The organism is Achromobacter sp. UBA4530 (assembly GCF_002388205.1).
Classification (GTDB): domain Bacteria; phylum Pseudomonadota; class Gammaproteobacteria; order Burkholderiales; family Burkholderiaceae_B; genus Achromobacter; species Achromobacter animicus.
In genome coordinates this window covers 174,454-194,176 of sequence record NZ_DGMA01000008.1, presented here as the reverse complement: position 1 = coordinate 194,176, position 19,723 = coordinate 174,454, and the positions used below count along the sequence as shown (strand labels likewise).

The following is a 19,723-nucleotide window of genomic DNA, read 5'->3' as shown; positions in this document are numbered from 1 at the left end:
CCGTGCGTCCGCGTTCATGCCTGCCCCAGCGCAATGTAGCGGCGCAGGTGGTGGTCTTCGTCGCCCAATTGATGGTCGATCATGACCAGGCGCTTGGCGTAGTGCGCCAGCGGCAACTCCCAGGTCATGCCGATGCCGCCATGCAGCTGGATGCATTCTTCGGCCACCAGCGTGCCGATGCGCCCGATGGTGACCTTGGCGGCCGACAGCGCGCGTTCGCGCGTGACACGGTCGGGATGGTCGACGGCGGCGGCCGCGTTGATGACGGCCGAGCGCGCCTGTTCGATCTCCAGCAGCACGTCGGCCATGCGATGCTGCAAGGCCTGGAAGCTGCCGAGCGGTGCGCCAAACTGGCGGCGCGTGCGCAGGTATTCCAGCGTGGCATCGCGCGCGCAGTCCATGGCGCCGACGGCCTCCGCGCACAGCGCCAGGATGCCGCGTCCCACGGCGCGCTCCAGCAGCGGGTAACCGGCGTCCGCTTCGCCCAGCAACGCGCCGGGTCCAAGCTGCACGTTGTCCAGCACCAGCTCCGCGGCGCGCCCGCCGTCGATCAGTCCGTAGCTCCGCAGGCTCAGGCCGGGCGTGGCCTTGGTCACCAGAAAGAGGCTGATGCCGGCCTCATCGTCATCAGCGCCCGACGTCCGCGCCGACACCAGGAATAGATCCGCGTGTTCGCCCGCGTAGACGACCGCCTTGGCGCCATTGAGCATCCAGCCGTCGGCGCTGCGTTGCGCACGCGCCTGCACCTGGTTGAGGTCGTACCCGGATTGCGGCTCGGCGTGGGCCAGCGCGGCGGTCAAGCTGCCGGCGATCAGGCCTTCCAATGCCTCGCGCTGATCCGGCGTGCCCTTTGATGCGATCGCGCTGCCCACCATCACCGCATCCAGGAAGGGTTCCACGACCATGCCGCGGCCCAGCGCTTCAAAGACGACAGAGATGTCAAAGCCCGCGCCGCCCAGCCCGCCGTCCGCCTCGGTGAACAGCGCGCCGATGGCGCCCAGCTCTGCGTAGCGTTGCCAGAATTCAGGGCTGTACCCCTGCGGCGAGTCGGCGTGGCGCATGCGGGTGGCAAAGTCGTATTGCTCGGCGACAAAGCGGCGCAGCATGTCCGAGAGCATGCGCCGGTCTTCGGTGTGTTCGAAATTCATGGCCAGCCCTTACAGTCCCAGGATCATCTTGGAGATGATGTTCTTCTGGATTTCATTGGAGCCGCCGAAGATCGACAGCTTGCGGTTGTTGAAGTACTGCGCTGCGGCGCTGTTGGCGCCGTCCGGGCCGATGGGCGGCGCATCGTAGCCATCGTGCAGCGCCTCGGGCACAAAGGGGCGCGCGTACGGGCCCATGGCGCGGCGGTTCAAGGCGCTGATCTCCTGGCGGATCTGCGTGCCGCGGATCTTCAGCATCGAACTCTCCGCGCCGGGCGCGCCACCGCCGGCCACGGCCGCGACCACGCGCAGGTTGGTCGTGCGCATGTTGGCCAGCTCGATCTCGACACGCGCCAGCCGCGCGGCAAAATCCGGGTCTTCGGTCAGCGGGCGGCCATGCCGCTTCTGGCGCGCGGCCACGGCCTTCAGACGTTCCAGCGCGGCCGTGGACTGGCCCACGCCCGCGATGTTGGTGCGCTCATAGGTCAGCAGATATTTGGCGCACGTCCAGCCGCGGTTTTCCTCGCCCACCAGGTTTTCGACCGGCACGCGCACGTCCGAGAAGAACACCTCATTGACTTCGTGTTCACCGTCCAGCGTGATGATGGGACGCACTTCGATGCCCGGGCTGTTCATGTCGATCAGGAGAAAGCTGATGCCTTCCTGGCGCCGGCCTTCCTGCGAGGTCCGCACCAGGCAGAAGATCATGTTGGCGTACTGGCCCAGCGTGGTCCACGTCTTCTGTCCGTTGACGACGTAGCTGTCGCCATCGCGCACGGCGGTGGTTTTCAGCGATGCCAGGTCCGAGCCCGCGCCGGGTTCGGAGTAGCCCTGGCACCACCAGTCCAAGCCGTCGAGAATACGCGGCAGCCAGTAACGGCGCTGCGCCTCGGTGCCGTACTTGATCAGCACGGGCCCCAGCATGCTCAGGCCGAACGGCACGATGCGCGGGGCGTTGGCCAGTGCGCATTCGTTGTCGAAAATGTACTTCTGCGCGGCCGTCCAGCCGGTGCCGCCGTATTCCTCGGGCCAGTGCGTGGCCAGCCAGCCTTGCGCGTTCAGGATCGCGTGCCATTCGGTCATGTCGTCACGCGTCAGCAGCTTGCCTTCGCCAACTTTGTCCGCCAGACGCCGGGGCAGCCTGGCGTCCAGAAAGGCGCGCACTTCGTCGCGGAAGGCGATTTCTTCGGGGGTGAATTCCAGATCCATGCGGGTCTCTCAGTAAATTTCAAACAGGCCGGCCGCGCCCATGCCGCCGCCGATGCACATCGTGACGACGGCGTAGCGGGCGCCGCGGCGGCGGCCTTCGATCAGGACGTGGCCAGCCAGCCGCGCGCCGGTCACGCCGAAGGGGTGACCCAGCGCAATGGAACCGCCGTCCACGTTCAGGCGGTCCATGGGGATGCCCAGCTTTTCCTGGCAATACAGGGCCTGCGAGGCAAATGCCTCGTTCAGCTCCCACAGGTCGATGTCCTGCACTTTCAGGCCGTGGCGCGCCAGCAGCTTGGGCACTGCGTAAACCGGGCCGATGCCCATTTCGTCCGGCTCGCAGCCGGCGATGGCAAGGCCGCGAAACGCGCCCAGCGGACGGATGCCGGCGCGCTGTGCCTCGGCCGCTTCCATCAGCACGCAGGCGGCCGCGCCGTCGGACAACTGCGAGGCATTGCCCGCCGTGACGAACTGGCCTTCGCCGCGCACGGGCGCCAGGCCGGCCAGCGCCTCGTAAGTCGTGCCGGGACGGTTGCAGGTGTCCTTGTCCACCGTCACTTCGCGTTCGGTGACGGCGCCGGTGGCGCGGTCCGTGACGGACATGGTGGTGGTGACCGGAATGATTTCCTCGCGGTAGCGGCCCGCCGCTTGCGCGGCCTCGGTGCGCGCCTGGCTTTGCGCGGCAAAGCGGTCCTGCGCCTCGCGGCTGATGCCGTAGCGGGCAGCCACGATGTCGGCGGTCTCGATCATGGGCAGATAGAGCTCGGGCTTGTTGGCGACGATCCACGGGTCCATGCCGCTGACGCCATCGTCGCGGGTGCGGATCTGCGACACCAGCTCGACGCCGCCCGCAATCACGGCGGGCGCGCCGTCCATTACGATTCGGCTCGCGGCCGACGCGATCGCCTGCAGGCCGGATGCGCAATAGCGGTTGATGGTGGCGCCGCCGACGCTGACGGGCAGCTCCGCGCGGATCACGGCCTGGCGGCCGATGTTGCGCCCGGTGGCGCCTTCCGGATAGCCGCAGCCGATGAACGCGTCTTCGATCAGCGCGGGGTCGATGCCGGCGCGGTCCACGGCGGCACGCACGGCGTGCGCGGCCAACGTGGGCCCGGCAATCAGGTTGAATTCGCCGCGCCCCGCCTTGGTAATGGGGGTGCGGGCAGTGGAAACGATGACGGCTTCACGCATGAGAGTTCCTAGGATGAATTCGGATCAGGCGGCGTTCAGGCTGCCGAAGGTGCGGCCGGACTCGGCCAGTTCCACGAGCAGCGGCGACGGCTTCCAGAACGCGGGGTCTTCCTTCGCATAGCTGCGGATGTCGGCAAGAATGCTTTGCAGGCCCACGCTGTCGGCGTAGTGCATCGGGCCGCCGCGGTGGCGCGGAAAGCCATAGCCGGACAGGAACACGACGTCGATGTCGGACGGGCGCAGCGCGATGCCCTGGTGCAGCACGTTCGCCGCTTCGTTGACCATCGCGGCCAGGTAGCGGCGCAGGATGTCTTCCTGCGTGAACGGCCGCGGCGTGACGCCGGCGCGGCGGCGTTCTTCGTCGATGATGGCAAACACTTCCGGGTCCGGCGTGCCCTGGCGCGCGCCGTCGGGGTACAGATAAAAGCCGCGGCCGGTCTTCTGACCAAACCAGCCGCGCTCGCAGAGGCGGTCAGGAATCTGCACGTAGCGCAGCGCCGGGTCGCGGGTGGCGGCACGGCGTTTGCGCGTCGCCCAGCCGATGTCTCCGCCGGCCAGATCGGCCATCTGGTACGGGCCCATCGGATAACCAAACGCGCGCACGGCGGCGTCGATGTCATAAGGCGAGGCGCCGTCCTCCATCATCATGTCGGCCGCCTGCCGGTGCACGGCCAGGATGCGGTTGCCGATGAAGCCATCGCACACGCCCGCGCGCACGGGAATCTTGCGCAGCCGTCGCGCCAGCTCGAAGCCGGTTGCCACGGTGTCCGGCGCGGTGTGGCGGCCGACCACGATCTCCATGAGCTTCATGATGTTGGCCGGCGAGAAGAAGTGCAGCCCCAGCACGTCGGCCGGTCCGCGCGTCGCTTCGGCGATGCGGTCCACATCCAGGTAAGAGGTGTTGGTGGCCAGCACGGCGCCGGGCTTGGCAACGCGATCCAGTTGCGCGAAGACGGCCTGCTTGACGGCCATGTCCTCGAACACGGCTTCGATGATGAGGTCGGCCTCGCCCAGCGCGTCGTAGCTGGTGGCGCCGGTGTAGCGCGCCATGCGCGCTGTGCGGTCGTCGGCGCTGATCCGGCCTTTCTTGACCAGCAGGTCGTACACCTGCTCGACGCGCGCGCGGCCACGTGCCAGCGCGGCCTCGTCCTGTTCCACCATCACGACCGCCAGGCCCGCATCGAGCACGGCCACGGCAATGCCCGCGCCCATCGTGCCGCCGCCGACGATGCCCACGCGCTCAAGCCGGCGCGAGCGCGCTTCCTTCAGCTCGGGAATCTTGGCGGTTTCGCGCTCGGCAAAAAACGCGTGGACCAGCGCCGCGCGCTGCGGGCTGTCCAGGCATTGCAGGAAGAGCGCGCGCTCGATGCGCAGGCCTTCGTCGAAGGGCTGTTCAATGGCTGCGCGCACCGCGTCGACGATCTTTGCAGGCGAATACAGGCCGCGGGTGGTAGCGGCGACGCGTTCGGCGGCGGCATCCACCACCGCCAGTTGCGCTTGCCGGTCTGAAAGAGCCTCGGCCGCATCGCGCGTGCGGCGCGGGCCGGCGTTCAGCGCCAGCAGTTCGCGCGTGTAGGCAAGGCCTGCGTCCAGCGCATCCTCCTCTGCGGACAGCACGTCGACCAGCCCCGAAGCCAGGGCGGCTTCGGCGGGCAAGTGCTTGCCGGTCAGCATCAGGTCCAGCGCGGCTAGTGCGCCCATGAGGCGCGGCGCGCGCTGCGTGCCGCCCGCGCCGGGCAACAGGCCCAGGTTCACTTCGGGCAGGCCCAGCTTGGCAGTGGCCAGCGCCACGCGATAGTGCGCCGCCAAGGCAATCTCCAGCCCGCCGCCCAGCGTTGCGCCGTGCAGCGCCGCCACGACGGGCTTGGCGCTGGCTTCGATCTGGTTGCATAGGTCGGGCAGCAGGGGCGGTTGCGGCGGCTTGCCGAACTCGCGGATGTCTGCGCCCGCGATAAAGTTCTTGCCAGCGCCCATCAGCAAGATCGCGCGGACCCGCGCGTCCGTCTGCGCCTGTGTGATGGCGTCGGACAGGTCTCGACGCACGGCGGCGCTCAGTGCATTCACGGGGGGATGGTCGATGACGATGACCAGAATGTCTTCGTAGCGGCGCGTCTGGGCCGCGCCGGTGCTTGCGCTGTCTGTCATGGACAGTGTCTCCAATGATGCTTCCTGCTCGCGCGCCGCGCCGGCATGCCGGTGCGCCGGCGCCTGGCGCGAACGGAGCCTTGGCGGGCCAGGGGTGGCCCGTCTCTTATGGCTTTATTCTTTCGCAGCAAAGATGTCTTGACAATGACATCGATAATTGACACTACGGATAAGAAAATTTGACAATGCACGGCAAGGAGCGCCGCCATGGACACCAAATCCCTTACCCTGCTGGTCGAAATCCTGGACGCGGGCAATCTCAGCGAAGCCGCGCGCCGCCTGAAGATGACGCGCGCCAACGTCAGCTATCACCTGAGCCAATTGGAGCGTTCGGTCGGCATGCAGCTGGTGCGGCGCACGACGCGGCGCGTGGAACCCACCGAGATCGGCCTGAAGCTGTACAAGCACGGGCGCAGCATCCAGGATGAGCTCGCAGCCGCGCGCGAATCGATCGAAACTCTGGGCAAGACACCGCAGGGCAAGGTGCGCCTGAGCGTGCCCAGCGGCTACGGGCAGTTCGTGATGACGCCCTGGCTGCTTGAGTTCAAGAAAACCTATCCCGACATCGTGCTGGACGTGCTGTTTGAAAACAGCGTCGAGGACCTGCTGCGCGACGAAGTCGACATTGCCGTGCGCATCATGTCCGAACCGCCGCAGCATCTGGTCGCGCGCGAACTCGGCCAGGTCCGCTACGTGGCCTGTGCGTCCAGGGACTACGCGGAAAGCCGCGGGCTTCCCCAGCGGCCCGAAGACCTGGCCGGCACGCCTGTCATCAGCGCCGCCGTGATCGGCCGGCCGCTGCGCCTGTCGGCGTACTACGGCGGGCAGCCCCGCCAGCATGTCGTCCTGGAACCCACCGTCATTTCCCGCAACTATGCCTTCCTGCGCGACGCCATCCGCGCGGGCCTGGGCGTCGGAGTGGTGCCGGATTATGTGGTGCACGAGGACATTGCGCGTGGCGAGCTTGTCCCCGCGCTGACCGATTGGCGCTTGAGCATTTTTGGGCGCGGCATGTATATGCTGTACATGCCCAATCGCCACCACCCGCGGGCGCTCGCAATGATCATTGAATTCATCCTGGAGCGGGCGCAGCGGCAGCACGACGGCGAGCCGGGTCTGCTGGCAATCAGCAGCGGCTGAACCTGCCGGGCACGCAACTTGCTGACGGCCTTCGCAAAACGGATGTGAGGGGAAAGATGGACAGCGCGACGCCAGTGGTCACTTCGCCGCAGAGGGAAGGCCCGGAACCCGTAGCGGCCGAGGCCGCCGAAAAAAAGGCCGAGCCGGCGGCGGCAAAGACCGATCCTTCTGAGGAAAAAGTCACGGCGCAGGACGCCGGCCTCATCAAGCCGCCGTCGCCCACGCCGCTCGTGCGCGTCAGCGGCTTCTGTCTGGTGACGCTGACTGTCCTTGCCGTGTTGTTTGGCCTGAAGGCGGGGCAGGAATTCATCGTTCCGGTGGTGATGGCGATTGTGGTCGCCTACACCCTGGATCCCGTCGTCGCCTTGATGGAGCGATATCGCGTGCCGCGCTCGCTGGGCACCGTCATCGTGATGTCGGCCATTGCCGTCGGGATCGTGGGCGTCGTCTACGTCACGCAGGACCAGGTCGCCGACATCATCAATGCGCTCCCCGAGATATCCAGCAAGCTGTCCCGCACGCTGGGCGGCCTCTTGAGCGGCGACGGCTCCATGATGGAGAAATTGCGCAACGCAGCAAGCATCCTGCAGGAGTCGGGTGCGCCCAAGCCCGGCGGTCGCGTCGTCGTGGCCAAGTCGGACGGCGGGCTGAGCGACATCCTGCTGTGGGGCTCCAAGGGGCTGGCCACCTTCGTCGGGCAGGCCACCATGTGCGTGTTCCTCGTCTTCTTCCTGCTGCTGTCGGGCAACGCGTTCAAGCGCAAGTTCGTCAAGATGGCCGGCAAGACGTTGTCGCAAAAGAAGATCAGCGTGCACATGCTGGACCAGATCAACAACTCGATCCACATGTACATGGCGATGATGCTGGTGACCAATGTGGCGCTGGGGCTGCTGTCATGGGGCGCCTTCCGCCTGTTGGGACTGGAAAACGCCGCGACCTGGGCGGTGGTGGCGGGCGCGCTGCACATCATCCCGTACTTCGGCCCGCTGATGACGGCGGTCGGCACTGGCGTCGCGGGACTGGTGCAGTTCGGTGAGCTCGGTCCCGCACTGGCCATCTCCATGAGTTCCGTCGCCATTGCGTTGTTGATGGGCGTCGTCGTCACCACCTGGATGTCTGGCCGCATCGCGCGGATGAACGCCGTGGCCGTGTTCATCCTGCTGCTGCTTTTCACGTGGCTGTGGGGCATCTGGGGAACGCTGCTGTCCGTGCCCATTGCCTTCATCGCGAAGGTGGTGGCCGATCATATCGAAGGGTTGGAGGCGTTGTCGGAGTTCCTGAGCGAGTAGGGCGGATGGCGGTGTCCGGGTGCAATGGCCGGGCCGCCTTCGATTGGTATGCTCGGGGCTTGCATCACCGGATCCTTCATGACCGACACTACCCAACCCCAACGAATCGCCGGCGCGCACACCGCGCTGGATGCCGATGCGCGGCGCGCGCAATTGCGCCGCATGAAGATCGGGGCGCTGGCGCTGCTGGTCGCCATGGTCAGCGGCTTCATCACCAGTCACGTCATGGGCGGGCAGGGCGCGTGGGCCTGGGTGCGGGCGTTTTGCGAGGCAGCCACCGTTGGCGCGTTGGCCGACTGGTTCGCCGTGGTTGCGCTGTTCCGGCGGCCGATGGGTCTGCCCATTCCGCATACCGCCATCATCCCCAGCAACAAGGACCGCATCGGCGACAGCCTGGCGATCTTCGTGCGCGATCACTTCCTGGACCCCGACACCCTCATTGAAAAGCTGCGCGTCTTCGATCCCGCCGCGCGGCTGAGCCGCTGGCTGGCCCGGCCCGCGCAGGCGCACGCCCTGAGCGATGGGGCGCGGCGCGTGGCGCTGCAGACGCTGGACCTGCTGGACGATCGGGCCGTGCGCGGTGTCATCCAGGAATTCGTCGTCAGCAATCTGCGCCGCTGGGATGCGGCGGGCACCGCCGGCGAGGTGATGGGCCTGTTGACCCGCGACGGGCGGCACCAGGAGCTGCTGGACGCCGCGATGGAACGGCTGGGCGGCTACCTGGCCGAGGAAGACGTCAAGGAGCGCGCGTCGACCCTGCTCGTGAAGTTCGCCCGCAAGGAATGGCCGCGCATCATCGCCGCCGTTGACGTGGTCAAGTCCGTCGACAACATCGCCGACAACCTGGCCGACCGCCTGGCGCGCGCGCTGGTCGAAGAGCTGCGCGACGTGCTGTCCGAGCCCGACCACCCCGTGCGCCGCGACTACGAGGCGTGGGTGATGAACTACATCGAACGCCTGAAGACCGACCCGGCGCTGGCCAGCCAGGTCGAAGCCCTGAAGCAGCGCGCCATCGACCACCCCAAGGTCCAGGAATACGTTCAAGGCCTGTGGGACGACATCCATGCGGCGCTGCGGCGCGACCTGGCGGACGAACATTCCGCGCTGGCCGCGCATCTGGAAAGCGCGCTGCTGGCGCTGGCGCGCAAGCTTGGCGAAGACCCCGGCCTGCGAGAAGCCATCAACAACCACATCCTGGGCGGCGCGCGGCGTCTGACCGGACGGTTGCGTGTTGGTGTCACCGAGCACATTTCGCGCACCGTCAAGAACTGGGACGAACGTCATCTGGTCGACGAGCTGGAACTCAGTGTGGGGCGCGATCTGCAGTACATCCGCTTCAACGGCACGCTGGTGGGCGGCCTGATCGGCGTGCTGCTGCATGCGGTGGTCCTGATCGTGAACGGCTAGGCAGGGTCTTCGGCCTTTCCCCACACCGTGTCACAACCTTGTATCAGGAACGAAGTTTTCTGGCGGACCGCCCGGCCCCGGTGCTATCTTCATCTGCGCCGCCGGCTGCGCGAGGCGCGCCTTACCGATGGCCGCCCGCAGCTTGCGGGCATCTTTCCAGGAGGCAATTCATGAAGAAATTCTCGATGCTTGTCACGGCGCTGGCATTGGCGGGCGCGTCCAGCGCGGCGATGGCCGAAGACGTCTCGATGTCGTTCCTGACGCCCGATGGCGTCGGCAAGAGCGCCGGCACCATCACCCTGAAAGACACCAAGGAAGGGCTGCAATTCACGCCCCACCTGAAAGGCCTGCCGCCCGGCGAGCGCGGCTTTCATGTGCACGAGAAAGGCTCGTGCGAGCCCGGCCCGGTAAGCGGCAAGACCGCGCCGGGCGGCGGTGCGGGCGGGCACCTGGATCCCAAGGGCACCAAGGCGCACAAGGGGCCGATGGCGACCGACGGACATCAGGGTGACCTGCCGTTCCTCACCGTCGCGGCCGATGGCAGCGCGACGAAAACCGTGCTTGCGCCGCACCTGAAGCTGGCTGACGTGAAGGGCCGGGCGTTGATGATCCACGCTGGCGGCGACAACTACAGCGACAAGCCCGAGCCGCTGGGCGGCGGAGGCGGACGTATCGTTTGCGGCGTGGTGAAGTAGGGTCAAGCCGTGCCGTTGCGGCCGTACTGCCGGTAGCCTTCGCGCTGCGCCAACCGGTCGTAGTACGCCGCCACGGCGGGCAGCGCCGGCTTTTCGAAGGGCGTCTCGAACCAGCGGTTCACGGACAGCCCCACCGGAATGTCGGCCAGCGTGAACGCGTCGCCGGCCACGTAGGCGCCGGTGGCCGCCAGCCGCTGGTCCAGAATTCCCATGAACCGCGCCCAATCGTGGCACGACGCCGCGATGGCGGCCTCGTCCCGGTGCGCCGGCGACTGCCGCGCCAGCGCCATGAAGGCGTAGCTCCACGACCGGTTCAGGTCCGTCGCCTGCCAATCCATCCACTGATCCACCCGCGCGCGCCGCTTCGGCTCGGCCGGATACAGGTGTTGCCCCTGATACTGACCCGCCAGATAGCGGATGATGGTGTTCGACTCCCACAGCACGAAGTCGCCATCCTGGATCACGGGCACCATGGCATTGGGATTGCGCGCCAGGAACTCCGGTTCGGACGTGGGCCGGAAACCGCTGCCCCAGTCTTCGCGATCAAAAGGCAAATTCAGTTCAGCGCATGTCCACAGCACCTTACGCACGTTGATGGACGAGGCTTTTCCCAATATTTTCAGCATGTTGGCTACCGCGGGCAGGGCGCTTTTCGGAATCGAAGGTCGTCGCAGTCTAGCGGGCCGGGGAACGTGCCGCCATATACAGATTCGGGCGCCGGCAGGCAGAACAGATGCCGGGGGAACGGCACGTGACGGACAAGACCATCTCGCCGCTATCCACGCGCTCCTATATTGCCGACACCGTTGCGCTGATCCTGTTCTTTACGACGACAGGCATCATCAATGAGCGCTGGATCGCGGGAATGACGTGGGAACAGGTGTTCCACGCGCGGCTGATCGGCGGTGCGCTGATGATTCCGGTAGGTAGGCCTTACGGTCTCTGGCGCGATTGGATAATGCGGCGCGCGAAGGACACGCGCGTATCCCGGCTGCTTTGGGATAGCGTGGCGCTGATGACTTTCCAGGTGCCTGTTTACGCCGCGATCATCGCGATCAGCGGGGCATCGGGCGAGGGTCTGGTGCGAGGGATATTGGGCGCGGCCGTGATGATGCTGGTGCTGGGCCGGCCTTACGGCGCGTTTTTGAATGCGATCAGGCGCGTGTTCGGCCTGCCGCCGGGAGGATCGCGGCCGATGTCGCTCAACGAGTAAGCCGTGCGCTTGGGCCTGTCGTGATTGCCGCTCGACGAGTACCCGGACTTGAAGTGAGCCGGGTACTAATCGAGCGGCGGTGGTATTGAATCTGCGACGCGGGTTTTACATCGTCGGTTGCGGAATCGGCGTTTCCGCCGGCATCGAGCCCGTCATGCGCGCCGGGCAACCCGACAGACCCCACTTCGTCACGATGCCCTTTTCGATCATGAACTTCTCGACGCACACGTGATAAGCCGAAATCGGGCCCCAGATTTCTTCGTACGAAATAATTCTTGCACCGCTTTCAAGCGTGTAGCTCTTCTTGGGCGGTCCCCACTTGGAAACCAGTTGCTCTTCGGTGCTGCCCACCCATGCTGCATTCACGTCGTTGTAGGTCTTGTTCCGCTTGCCGGTGATCATGCTCATCTGCGCGGACGTGCAACCCGCGAGCAGCGCAGGCAAAACCACAAGCAGTGCAATTTTTCTCATTTTGATTGTTACCCCGAAGATCGACGATTGAGACTGAGGCGCTTGAACGCGGCACGTTGTTGCTTGACGTTGTGCGTGCATGTCTCGCGCACGGCGGCTGCCGCGCGGTGAGGCTGGCCTCGCTTTTTCATGATTTTTGAGGCGCCAATGTATCAGATGGGTACACGGGCGACCGGTAACAATTCTGACGGTTTGTATGGCCTGCAAGCCCCGCCACGTTTGCGGCGCGCGGGGCGTACAACGCATGCCGCTCCGCCCATTGCCCTCAACAGCGCCCACGCGACCCGAAATTCTTTCGGTGTATGCTTGCCGCCAAAATGCACTGTGCCGGTGCATGAAACTCTGTCTCCACACCATGACCAAGGCCTTGTTAGTCGAAGACGATGCGAAGCTGGCGCGCCTGATCGCGCAGTTTCTGGAACAGCACGGATTCAATGTTGTTCAGGCGTATCGTGGTGATCATGCGGTGGATGCGTTTCGTCGTCACGAGCCGGCCATCACCATTCTGGATCTGATGCTGCCTGGCCGGGACGGCCTGCAGGTCTGCCGGGATCTGCGGGCGTTCTCGTCTGCGCCGATCCTGATGCTGACTGCCCGCGAAGACGACGTGGATCAAATCCTGGGTCTGGAATCCGGCGCAGACGATTACGTCATCAAGCCCGTGGAACCGCGTGTTCTGCTGGCGCGGATCCGCGCCCTGATGCGTCGTCACAACCAGGCTGAAACGCAGCCTGAACTCCTGGTGTTCGGACCGTTGTCGATCGACCGCCAGACCCGCGCGGTCGTGCTGGCCGGCGCAGAGGTCGACCTGACGACGCTGGAATTTGAAATGTTGTGGGCGTTGGCTAGCCAGGCCGGCCAAGTGCTGACGCGCGACGATCTGCTCAACGCCGTGCGCGGCATCGAGTTCAACGGGCTCGATCGCACCGTGGACGTGTGCATCAGCAAATTGCGCCGCAAGCTGGACGACGATCCGCGTGACCCGGCGCGCATCAAGACCATTTGGGGCAAGGGCTACCTGTTCTCGCCCAAGGTCCACGAGCTGGGCAATGCTTAGGTTCGTCCTGCGCATTTTCGTGGTGCTGGCCATCGGGTTCGTGCTGTCGAACGAAGTGGTGGACCGGGCGGCGAACTATCTCTTTGAGTCCGAGACGGCGAACTACACGCGTGAGGCCGTGCGCGGTCAGTTGCACAGCCTGAAGCAGGAACTGGCACATGTGCCGCCCGAGGCGCGCCCCGACTACGTGCGCAACACGTTGGCGCCCCATTACGGACTGGCGTTGCAGGTCCTGAATCCGGCCGACTACAACGCGGCGGAATTTGCGCTGACCGATGTGGAACGCCGCACCATCGACGCCGGCGGATTCTTCCTGCGCGACGACCAGATGAGCTTCGTGGCCGCCATACCCGGTCCGGGCGCGCAGTGGCTGATGGTCAAGCTGCCGCCCGAGCCGCTGGTCGGCACGTGGGTGATCGTCGCCATCTACGCCGCCCTGGGCGTGATGTTGTGTGGATTCATGCTGGTGTGGGCGCTGCCGGTCTGGCGCGATCTGGAAGCGCTGAAGACCGCCGCGCAACGGATGGGACAGGGCGACCTGCGTGTGCGCGCCGAATTGTCGCGGTTTTCCAGCATCCGTGGGCTGGGCGACACGTTCAACCAGATGGCCGATCGCATCAGTGCGCTGATCAGCAATCAGCGCGAGCTGACCAACGCGGTGTCGCACGAACTGCGAACGCCCATCGCCCGGTTGTCGTTCGAACTGGACATGATCGAGCAAGAGGCCGACCCCGCTGCGCGCAAGCGTCTTGTCGAGGAAATGAAGAACGATGTCGCCGAGCTGGACAGCATGGCATCGGAGTTGCTGATGTACGCCCGCCTGGAACACAAGCGCGACGACATCCCGCTACAGCCCCAGGATGCCCGCGGCTGGCTCGATTCCGTTGTGCAGCACGCGTCGTTTGAGGCTGAGCGGGCGCGTGTGCATTGCGAGGTGACGCACTGTGATGCGGGCGAAGTCCGGCTGCATCCGCGTTACATGACGCGCGCGTTGCTCAACCTGCTGCAGAACGCCATCCGGCATGCCGGCGGAAACGTTCAGGTTGGACTGGCCAGTCCAGAGCCGCGGACTTACGTGCTGACGGTGGATGACGACGGATCCGGCGTGCCGCCTGCGGATCGTGAGCGGGTTTTTGATCCCTTCATCCGTCTCGACGAGAGCCGCGCGCGCGGCACCGGGGGGACGGGACTGGGATTGGCCATCGTGCGCCGTGTGGCCCGATGGCACAACGGCGAGGCGCTGGTGTCCGACAGTCCGCTGGGCGGCGCCCGCTTCGTTATCCGTTGGCACGCCGCCTGACTCGACCTGGCGCGCGCACAACGCACGCGCAAAGATCTTCACAAACTCCCTACAAAGCAGGAAGGATCGCGCGGTCGCGCATCGATAGCATCTCGGCATTTCTCTTTCACGGGGTTGCCGTCATCCATGTTCTCGCTTGCCCGCCTGATTGCCATCGGATCGCTCTTCGTCGCCGTGGGCGGTTGCCAGGGGTTGCCACCCGCCGCGCCCGCGACGATCCAGAAAGGGGACTATGCGGCAGTGGTCGATTACCTGACCGAGCGCATCCCTTACGAAATGGACGTGTCCAAGGTTCCCGGCCTCTCCATTGCGGTCGTGGACGATCAGCGCATCGTCTGGAGCACGGGTTTCGGGTACGCGGACACGGCACGGCATCGACGGGCGACCGGCGACACGCTGTATCGCATGGGCGCCGTCAGCAAGGTCGTCACCGCGGCGGCCGTGCTTCGCGCCGCGGACGACGGCTTGCTGTCGCTGGACCGGCCGGCTGACGACGCCTTGACGTACGGGCGCCTCGAATCGCGCCGCAACGCCGCGCAGTGGATGAATGCTGCGCCCTTCACCGCTCGCACGCTGCTGGGCGTGCATCCGGCCACGCTGGAAGACACGATGGGCCGAGCCCGTGCCGACATGGCGTATGCCTTGCTGGGCGACCTGGTGGCGCATGCGGCACAAGAACCGCTTGACGCGTACGTGAGGCGCACCATTCTTCGACCCCTGAACATGCCGCGCGCGGGATTTCATCTGCACGAGCGCATGAAGGGGCAGCGGGCGGCCGGCTACCGGCGCGGCCTGCCCTGGGCGGAAGCGCCACAGCCGAACGCGGCGGCAGATGGCCTGTGGATGAGCGCGTCCGAGATGGCGCGCTTTTCCAGCATGCTGTTCGGGCAAGGCAGAGCCGGCGCCGGATCCGGGGCGGGGCAGGTGCTGTCCGAGCGATCCGCGCAGACGTTGCTGGGTTTGGAAACCGTGGCCGTTAGCAGCATGGATCTGGATTGCCGCTTTGCTTTGTCATGGCTGGCCGCGCCTTGCGGCGACGAATTGGTGAGCGCGACTTCGCTACGCGACCATAGCGGTGCGACGGAAGCGTTCCACTCGCGGTGGGTCGTTGCGCCGCAGGACAGACTTGCCGTGATGGTCATGAGCAACGCGGATTCGGGCGAGGCGCTGGTCGGCTCGGTTGCGACGCTGACGATGCGCCTGATGCGCCAGGCCAGGCATGGCATGTAGTCGCCGCCCGGGGCGCCTGTCGCAATGCGCCGCGGACAACTTGTGAAGTTGTTCAAAGGGCCGTGCAAACTTCTTCACAATTGTTCAAAGGACGCCGGAATTATGCCGGCCACCTGCCGATACATTGCCCGCCAGCGGCCGACCGGCCGCGCAATCAGCAGGGAGGCCGCAGGTGTCGGAAATCGTTGTGTATGTCAGAAGCAAGCCGCAGCTTGGCGACCAGATCGTCGCCATGCCGACGCTGTATCAGCTCAAGACATGGTGGCCGTCGCGCCGCATCAAGGTGGTCGCGCGTGACGACGTGGGCAGCTTCTACCGCGCGTTGCCCTGGGTAGATGAGTTCGTGCGCGCGGCTACGTTTTTCGACTATCTGCACACTCTGAGAAAAGAAACGCGCATGTCCGTCAGCCTGCATCACAGCAGCGAGCGCTTCGGCGTGGTCAACCTGCTGCGCCCGCCGTCGATCCGTTTGGGGTTCCGCAACGCCCGGATCAGCGACCTGGCCTGGACGCATTGCCACCGCAAGGACGTCACGGAATACATCGGCCAGGCCAATCTGCGCGTGCTGGCCGCATATCGGCCGTTCGACCTGCAAGGCGCGACGCGCGCGTGCTTCCAGATGCTCGCTCGTCCACACGTGCACTCGGTGCTGGGCGCCGACGTGGTGATGATCCCCGGGGGCGGCGCGGGCGCTTTCAAGCGTTGGAGCCTTGCAAACTACGTGAGGCTGGCCGATAGGCTCAAGCCGCTGCTGGGCGCCGGCGCCCGCTTTCTGTTCGTGCTTGGGCAGCAGGAAAACGCCGAGCGGGAAGCCCTGCAGGCGATGCAACGGCCCGACTTTTCCATTGCCTATTGCCGGCCCATTTCGGAATTGAGCGCCGTCATGTTGCGCGCGCGCCTGGTGGTGGCCAATGACTGCGGTCCCTCGCATATCGCGCAGGGCGCTTGTGTGCCCTATGTCGGCATCTTCAACGAGGCGAATCCCGAGTGGTTCTGGCAACGGCCCGGGTCGGCGTTCGTCGTTCCACGGCACCCCCAGAGCGGCATCAACTCGATCACGCCCGGTGAGGTGCTTCCTGCCTGCCTGGATGTACTGGATCATCATGCGCATTCTGCATACGCTCGCTGAGCGCAGCCTCGGCGGCCTGGAGTTCCGCACGCTGGAGCAGGCTAGCTGGCTGCACGACCGTGGCTACGAAGTCGCGATCGCCTCGCCCTCGAACAGTGCCGTCAGCCACGCCGCGCGCGAGCGCAAGCTGACGACCGTGGACATCGATTTCAATCCCGCGTACTCGATCCGGACCGTCTTGGCGCTTCGCCGGGCCATCCGAACCCTTCGCATTGAGGTCATCGACAGTCACAGCCGTGCCGACGCGAAGACCGCCGCGCTTTGCCGTGACCTGTGCGCCGTCGTCCGGACGCGTCACTTCGCCAAACCCATGCGTTCCTCCCTGCGCCGCCGGCTGGAATGGGCGATCGGGTGCGATCACGTCATCGCAACCAGTGAAGTCGGCAAACAGGAGCTGCTGGCGGCCCGGTTGGCCGCTGAAGACAGGATCAGCGTTGTCGGGGAGTGGGCCGGGGACCCGTTCTTTTCGCCCAATGACGCGCTCGATGCGAGCCTGCACATCCGTCGCGCCCTCGGGGTGCCCACGCCCAGAGCCGCATACGTCGTCGCCACTATCGGGATGCTGCGGCCAGAAAAAGGACAGGCTGATCTGCTTCACGTCGTGCAACGCCTGCGCATCCGAGGGGTGCCGGCGGTGGCGCTCGTTGTGGGCATGGCGACCGCTCGCACTCAACCCTATGCCTATGCGCTTTACCGTCTGGCGATCGATCTTGGCATTTCGGACTATGTGGTGTTTGCCGGTCACCGCACCGATGTGCCTGACATGATCCGCGCGGCGGATGTCGTGCTGGTTCCATCCGCAACGGAAGCCTGGTCGCGTATCGTGCCCGAGTCGTTTGCCGCAGCCCGGCCTGTCGTTGCCAGCGATGTGGGCGGCTTGCCGGAGATCGTCGTGCCCGGCCGGACAGGCTGGCTGGCTGCGCGCGGCGATATAGGGGGCTATGCCGACTGCATCATGCAGATTCGAAACCGGCCCTGGCGTACCCACGCCATCGTCGCCAATGCGCGGGCGTTCGCGGATACGCATCTGCGCCTGGGCGAACAGATGCTACGCACGCTCGCGGCGTATCGGCGCGCCATGGGCGCCAGCTTGCCCTCTGACGGCCACAAGTGCCAGGAGGCGTCTGCATGAATGTGGTCGACGCAACCTGCAAGGTGGCGGAAGGTGGTCCGGTGGGATGCGCGCGGCCGGCCGATGGCCCGATTCCGGCGTACGGTGAAACGCCGCAGCCTTTGGAACCCATGGCCGGCGAGCATCTGCTGGCGGGCCATGGCGAACACGGACGCACGGGCGTCCTTCTGATTCATCGGGTGGGTGGCCTGCCAAGCGAGCTGCACGAGCTGGCGCGCGGCCTGAATCGGTACGGTTACGCGGTGCTCGTGGTCAAGCTGGCGGGGCACTGCGGCTCTGTGCAGGATCTGGCGGGCGCCGGGTGGCTGGATTGGTTGGCCAGCGTGCGGCGTGGCGCGGATGTGCTGGCGAGCCGGGTTGATCGCGTGATCGTCGGCGGCGTGTCCACGGGGGCCGTGCTGGCGCTCGCCCTTGCGCAGGAACGGCCGTTCCACGTGGCCGGTGTGCTGGCGCTGTCGCCCGTATTTCGTCATGACGGCCGGACGGTTCCGCAACGCGTGAGGGTGGCCTTATGGCTGCTGGCCGCGAGGGCACTGGGCATCGGCCAGCATCGGGCGCTTCAGCGCCGGGAGCGCGCGGCGGGCTTGCCGCGCCTCCCCTGGGGGGCGCTTGCCGAGATGCGCAAACTGGCGGCCTCGGTATCGCGGCACTTGCTCATGCTGCGCGCTCCGTGCCTTGTCATTCATGCGCGGCAGGATGACGTTGCGCCGGTATCGAACGCGTTCAAGATTTTGAAGGGGGCGCGCAACACGAATGTGCAACTGCAGTTGCTGACAGATCGCCGTCACGTAGTCACGATGGGCCGCGGATGCGGGGATGTGGTCTCGCGGGTGGCGGCGTTTGTCAGCAACACATGCCTTAACCCTTCGCCGCCGGCAGCGCCTTCAGCAACGCTTCGTTGAACCGCTTCGGATCCTGTACCTGCGGGGAATGGCCAAGCTCCGGCCACGTGACGAGCTTTGCATTCGGGATGGCCTTGGCCGCCTTCGGGCCCAGCTCAGGATAGTTGCCGAGCTGTTTTGCCACCTCGGGCGCCGCGGCGTCCTTGCCGGGGGCGGTGTTGTCCTTTTCCCCGATGAGCAGCGTGGTAGGCACGGCGATCTGACCGAACTCGTGCACGACGGGCTGCGTGTAGAGCATGTCGTAGGTCAGCGCCTGGTTCCACGCAACGCGTTCGCGGCCTTCGCCTTGCAGCATGCCGGCGGCCATGAGGACCCACTTGTCGTAGTCGTCGCGCCATTGGCCGGCGTAGTAGGTGCCCAGCTGGTACTTCTTCATGCCCTCGAAGTTGGCCTTGAGCTCGCGCTGATACCAGTCGTCGATGCTGCGGTAGGGCACGCCTTTCTGTTTCCAGTCTTCGAGGCCGATGGGATTGACGAGCACCAGGGCGTCGGTTTGCGGGCCGTACATCAACGCGTAACGTGCGGCGAGCATGCCGCCCATGGAGTGGCCGACAATGCTGGCGCGGTCGATTTTCAAATGATCGAGCAGGGCGTGGGTGTTGGCGGCCAGTTGATGAAACGAAAACTGGTAGGCCTGCGGCTTGTCGGATTTGCAGAAGCCGATCTGGTCGGGCACGACGACGCGGTATCCGGCTTGGCTCAGGGCGGCGATGCTGGCGTCCCAGGTGGCGCCGCAGAAATTCTTGCCGTGCATGAGCACGACGGTCTTGCCGTTGGGCTTGGCGGCGGCCACATCCATGTAGGCCATCGACAGCTTCTGGCCTTGCGTGTCCAGCGCCAGCCGCTTGACCTCGTGCGGATACTCAAAGCGCTCCAGGTTGGGACCGTAGTCCGGCACGTTGGGGGCGTCTGCCGCGATGGCGCTGCCGGCAAGCGCCACGCCCGCGCAGAGTGCGCTCAGCCGGAGATGGTGGGATCGTGTCATTCATGTGACTCCTGTTATGACGCCGGCCCGCTGCCGGCGCTGTACAACAGGGACAGCAAAAATGGGGCCTGGGTTCCGCAGGC

At 65.9% G+C, this 19,723-nt stretch carries 18 protein-coding genes; 11 read left to right on the top strand and 7 right to left on the bottom strand.

Annotation, left to right across the window (positions count from 1 at the left end; genetic code table 11):
* Positions 1-14: 14 nt before the first annotated feature.
* From B2W22_RS07720 to B2W22_RS07705, 4 genes are read right to left on the bottom strand one after another with little or no spacing between them, the layout of a single operon-like run.
* Positions 15-1,148, bottom strand: coding sequence for an acyl-CoA dehydrogenase family protein (locus B2W22_RS07720; RefSeq protein WP_286937009.1), 1,134 nt, complete (start codon positions 1,146-1,148; stop codon positions 15-17).
* Between the two features lie 9 nt (positions 1,149-1,157).
* Positions 1,158-2,354: an acyl-CoA dehydrogenase family protein gene (locus B2W22_RS07715; protein ID WP_286937007.1), complete on the bottom strand. Its 1,197-nt coding sequence runs from the start codon at positions 2,352-2,354 to the stop codon at positions 1,158-1,160.
* Positions 2,355-2,363: 9 nt separating this feature from the next.
* Positions 2,364-3,545 (bottom strand): acetyl-CoA C-acyltransferase, encoded by a 1,182-nt coding sequence (locus B2W22_RS07710; protein ID WP_105239242.1) that lies wholly within the window; start codon positions 3,543-3,545, stop codon positions 2,364-2,366.
* Between the two features lie 24 nt (positions 3,546-3,569).
* Positions 3,570-5,690 (bottom strand): 3-hydroxyacyl-CoA dehydrogenase NAD-binding domain-containing protein, encoded by a 2,121-nt coding sequence (locus B2W22_RS07705; RefSeq protein ID WP_286937005.1) that lies wholly within the window; start codon positions 5,688-5,690, stop codon positions 3,570-3,572.
* Positions 5,691-5,897: 207 nt separating this feature from the next.
* On the opposite strand from B2W22_RS07705, the gene B2W22_RS07700 reads away from it, so the two are divergent.
* The 4 genes from B2W22_RS07700 to sodC all read left to right on the top strand — a co-directional run bounded on the left by B2W22_RS07700 (position 5,898) and on the right by sodC (position 10,221).
* Positions 5,898-6,830, top strand: a complete 933-nt coding sequence (locus B2W22_RS07700; RefSeq protein WP_286937003.1) for a LysR family transcriptional regulator — start codon at positions 5,898-5,900, stop codon at positions 6,828-6,830.
* Positions 6,831-6,886: 56 nt separating this feature from the next.
* Entirely contained in the window at positions 6,887-8,119 is a 1,233-nt protein-coding gene (locus tag B2W22_RS07695; RefSeq protein WP_286937001.1) for an AI-2E family transporter, read from the top strand.
* A 78-nt stretch (positions 8,120-8,197) separates the two neighbouring features.
* Positions 8,198-9,526, top strand: coding sequence for a DUF445 domain-containing protein (locus tag B2W22_RS07690; RefSeq protein ID WP_286936998.1), 1,329 nt, complete (start codon positions 8,198-8,200; stop codon positions 9,524-9,526).
* A gap of 170 nt (positions 9,527-9,696) precedes the next feature.
* Positions 9,697-10,221: a superoxide dismutase [Cu-Zn] SodC gene (sodC, locus tag B2W22_RS07685; protein ID WP_286936996.1), complete on the top strand. Its 525-nt coding sequence runs from the start codon at positions 9,697-9,699 to the stop codon at positions 10,219-10,221.
* Between the two features lie 2 nt (positions 10,222-10,223).
* Here the strand turns inward: sodC and B2W22_RS07680 are convergent, their stop codons facing one another.
* Positions 10,224-10,847 carry a glutathione S-transferase family protein gene (locus tag B2W22_RS07680; RefSeq protein WP_175183687.1) on the bottom strand — a complete coding sequence of 208 codons (624 nt, stop codon included), beginning with the start codon at positions 10,845-10,847 and terminating at the stop codon, positions 10,224-10,226.
* 125 nt (positions 10,848-10,972) lie between these two features.
* Between B2W22_RS07680 and alaE the strand changes: the two genes are divergently transcribed.
* Positions 10,973-11,434, top strand: a complete 462-nt coding sequence (gene alaE / locus B2W22_RS07675) for an L-alanine exporter AlaE (protein ID WP_286936993.1) — start codon at positions 10,973-10,975, stop codon at positions 11,432-11,434.
* 105 nt (positions 11,435-11,539) lie between these two features.
* Here the strand turns inward: alaE and B2W22_RS07670 are convergent, their stop codons facing one another.
* A complete protein-coding gene (locus B2W22_RS07670) occupies positions 11,540-11,905 on the bottom strand; it encodes a hypothetical protein (RefSeq protein ID WP_286936990.1) in 366 nt (121 codons plus the stop codon).
* Between the two features lie 355 nt (positions 11,906-12,260).
* Between B2W22_RS07670 and B2W22_RS07665 the strand changes: the two genes are divergently transcribed.
* The 6 genes from B2W22_RS07665 (at position 12,261) to B2W22_RS07640 (ending at position 18,655) form a co-directional block, all read left to right on the top strand.
* Positions 12,261-12,962, top strand: a complete 702-nt coding sequence (locus B2W22_RS07665) for a winged helix-turn-helix domain-containing protein (RefSeq protein WP_239212809.1) — start codon at positions 12,261-12,263, stop codon at positions 12,960-12,962.
* On the top strand, positions 12,955-14,262 hold the full coding sequence (locus tag B2W22_RS07660; protein ID WP_286936988.1) for an ATP-binding protein: 1,308 nt from the start codon (positions 12,955-12,957) through the stop codon (positions 14,260-14,262). Before B2W22_RS07665 ends, B2W22_RS07660 begins: the two co-directional genes overlap by 8 nt.
* 126 nt (positions 14,263-14,388) lie before the next feature.
* Complete coding sequence (locus B2W22_RS07655) at positions 14,389-15,492, top strand: serine hydrolase domain-containing protein (protein ID WP_286936986.1); 1,104 nt, start codon at positions 14,389-14,391, stop codon at positions 15,490-15,492.
* Positions 15,493-15,616: 124 nt separating this feature from the next.
* A complete protein-coding gene (locus tag B2W22_RS07650) occupies positions 15,617-16,621 on the top strand; it encodes a glycosyltransferase family 9 protein (protein WP_349679451.1) in 1,005 nt (334 codons plus the stop codon).
* Positions 16,581-17,753: a glycosyltransferase family 4 protein gene (locus tag B2W22_RS07645; RefSeq protein ID WP_286936985.1), complete on the top strand. Its 1,173-nt coding sequence runs from the start codon at positions 16,581-16,583 to the stop codon at positions 17,751-17,753. The genes B2W22_RS07650 and B2W22_RS07645 overlap by 41 nt, the downstream gene beginning before the upstream one ends.
* Complete coding sequence (locus tag B2W22_RS07640; protein WP_286936984.1) at positions 17,750-18,655, top strand: alpha/beta hydrolase; 906 nt, start codon at positions 17,750-17,752, stop codon at positions 18,653-18,655. Before B2W22_RS07645 ends, B2W22_RS07640 begins: the two co-directional genes overlap by 4 nt.
* Here the strand turns inward: B2W22_RS07640 and B2W22_RS07635 are convergent.
* Entirely contained in the window at positions 18,612-19,640 is a 1,029-nt protein-coding gene (locus tag B2W22_RS07635; protein WP_286936982.1) for an alpha/beta fold hydrolase, read from the bottom strand. The two genes, B2W22_RS07640 and B2W22_RS07635, sit on opposite strands and share 44 nt — an antisense overlap.
* Positions 19,641-19,723: the final 83 nt, after the last annotated feature.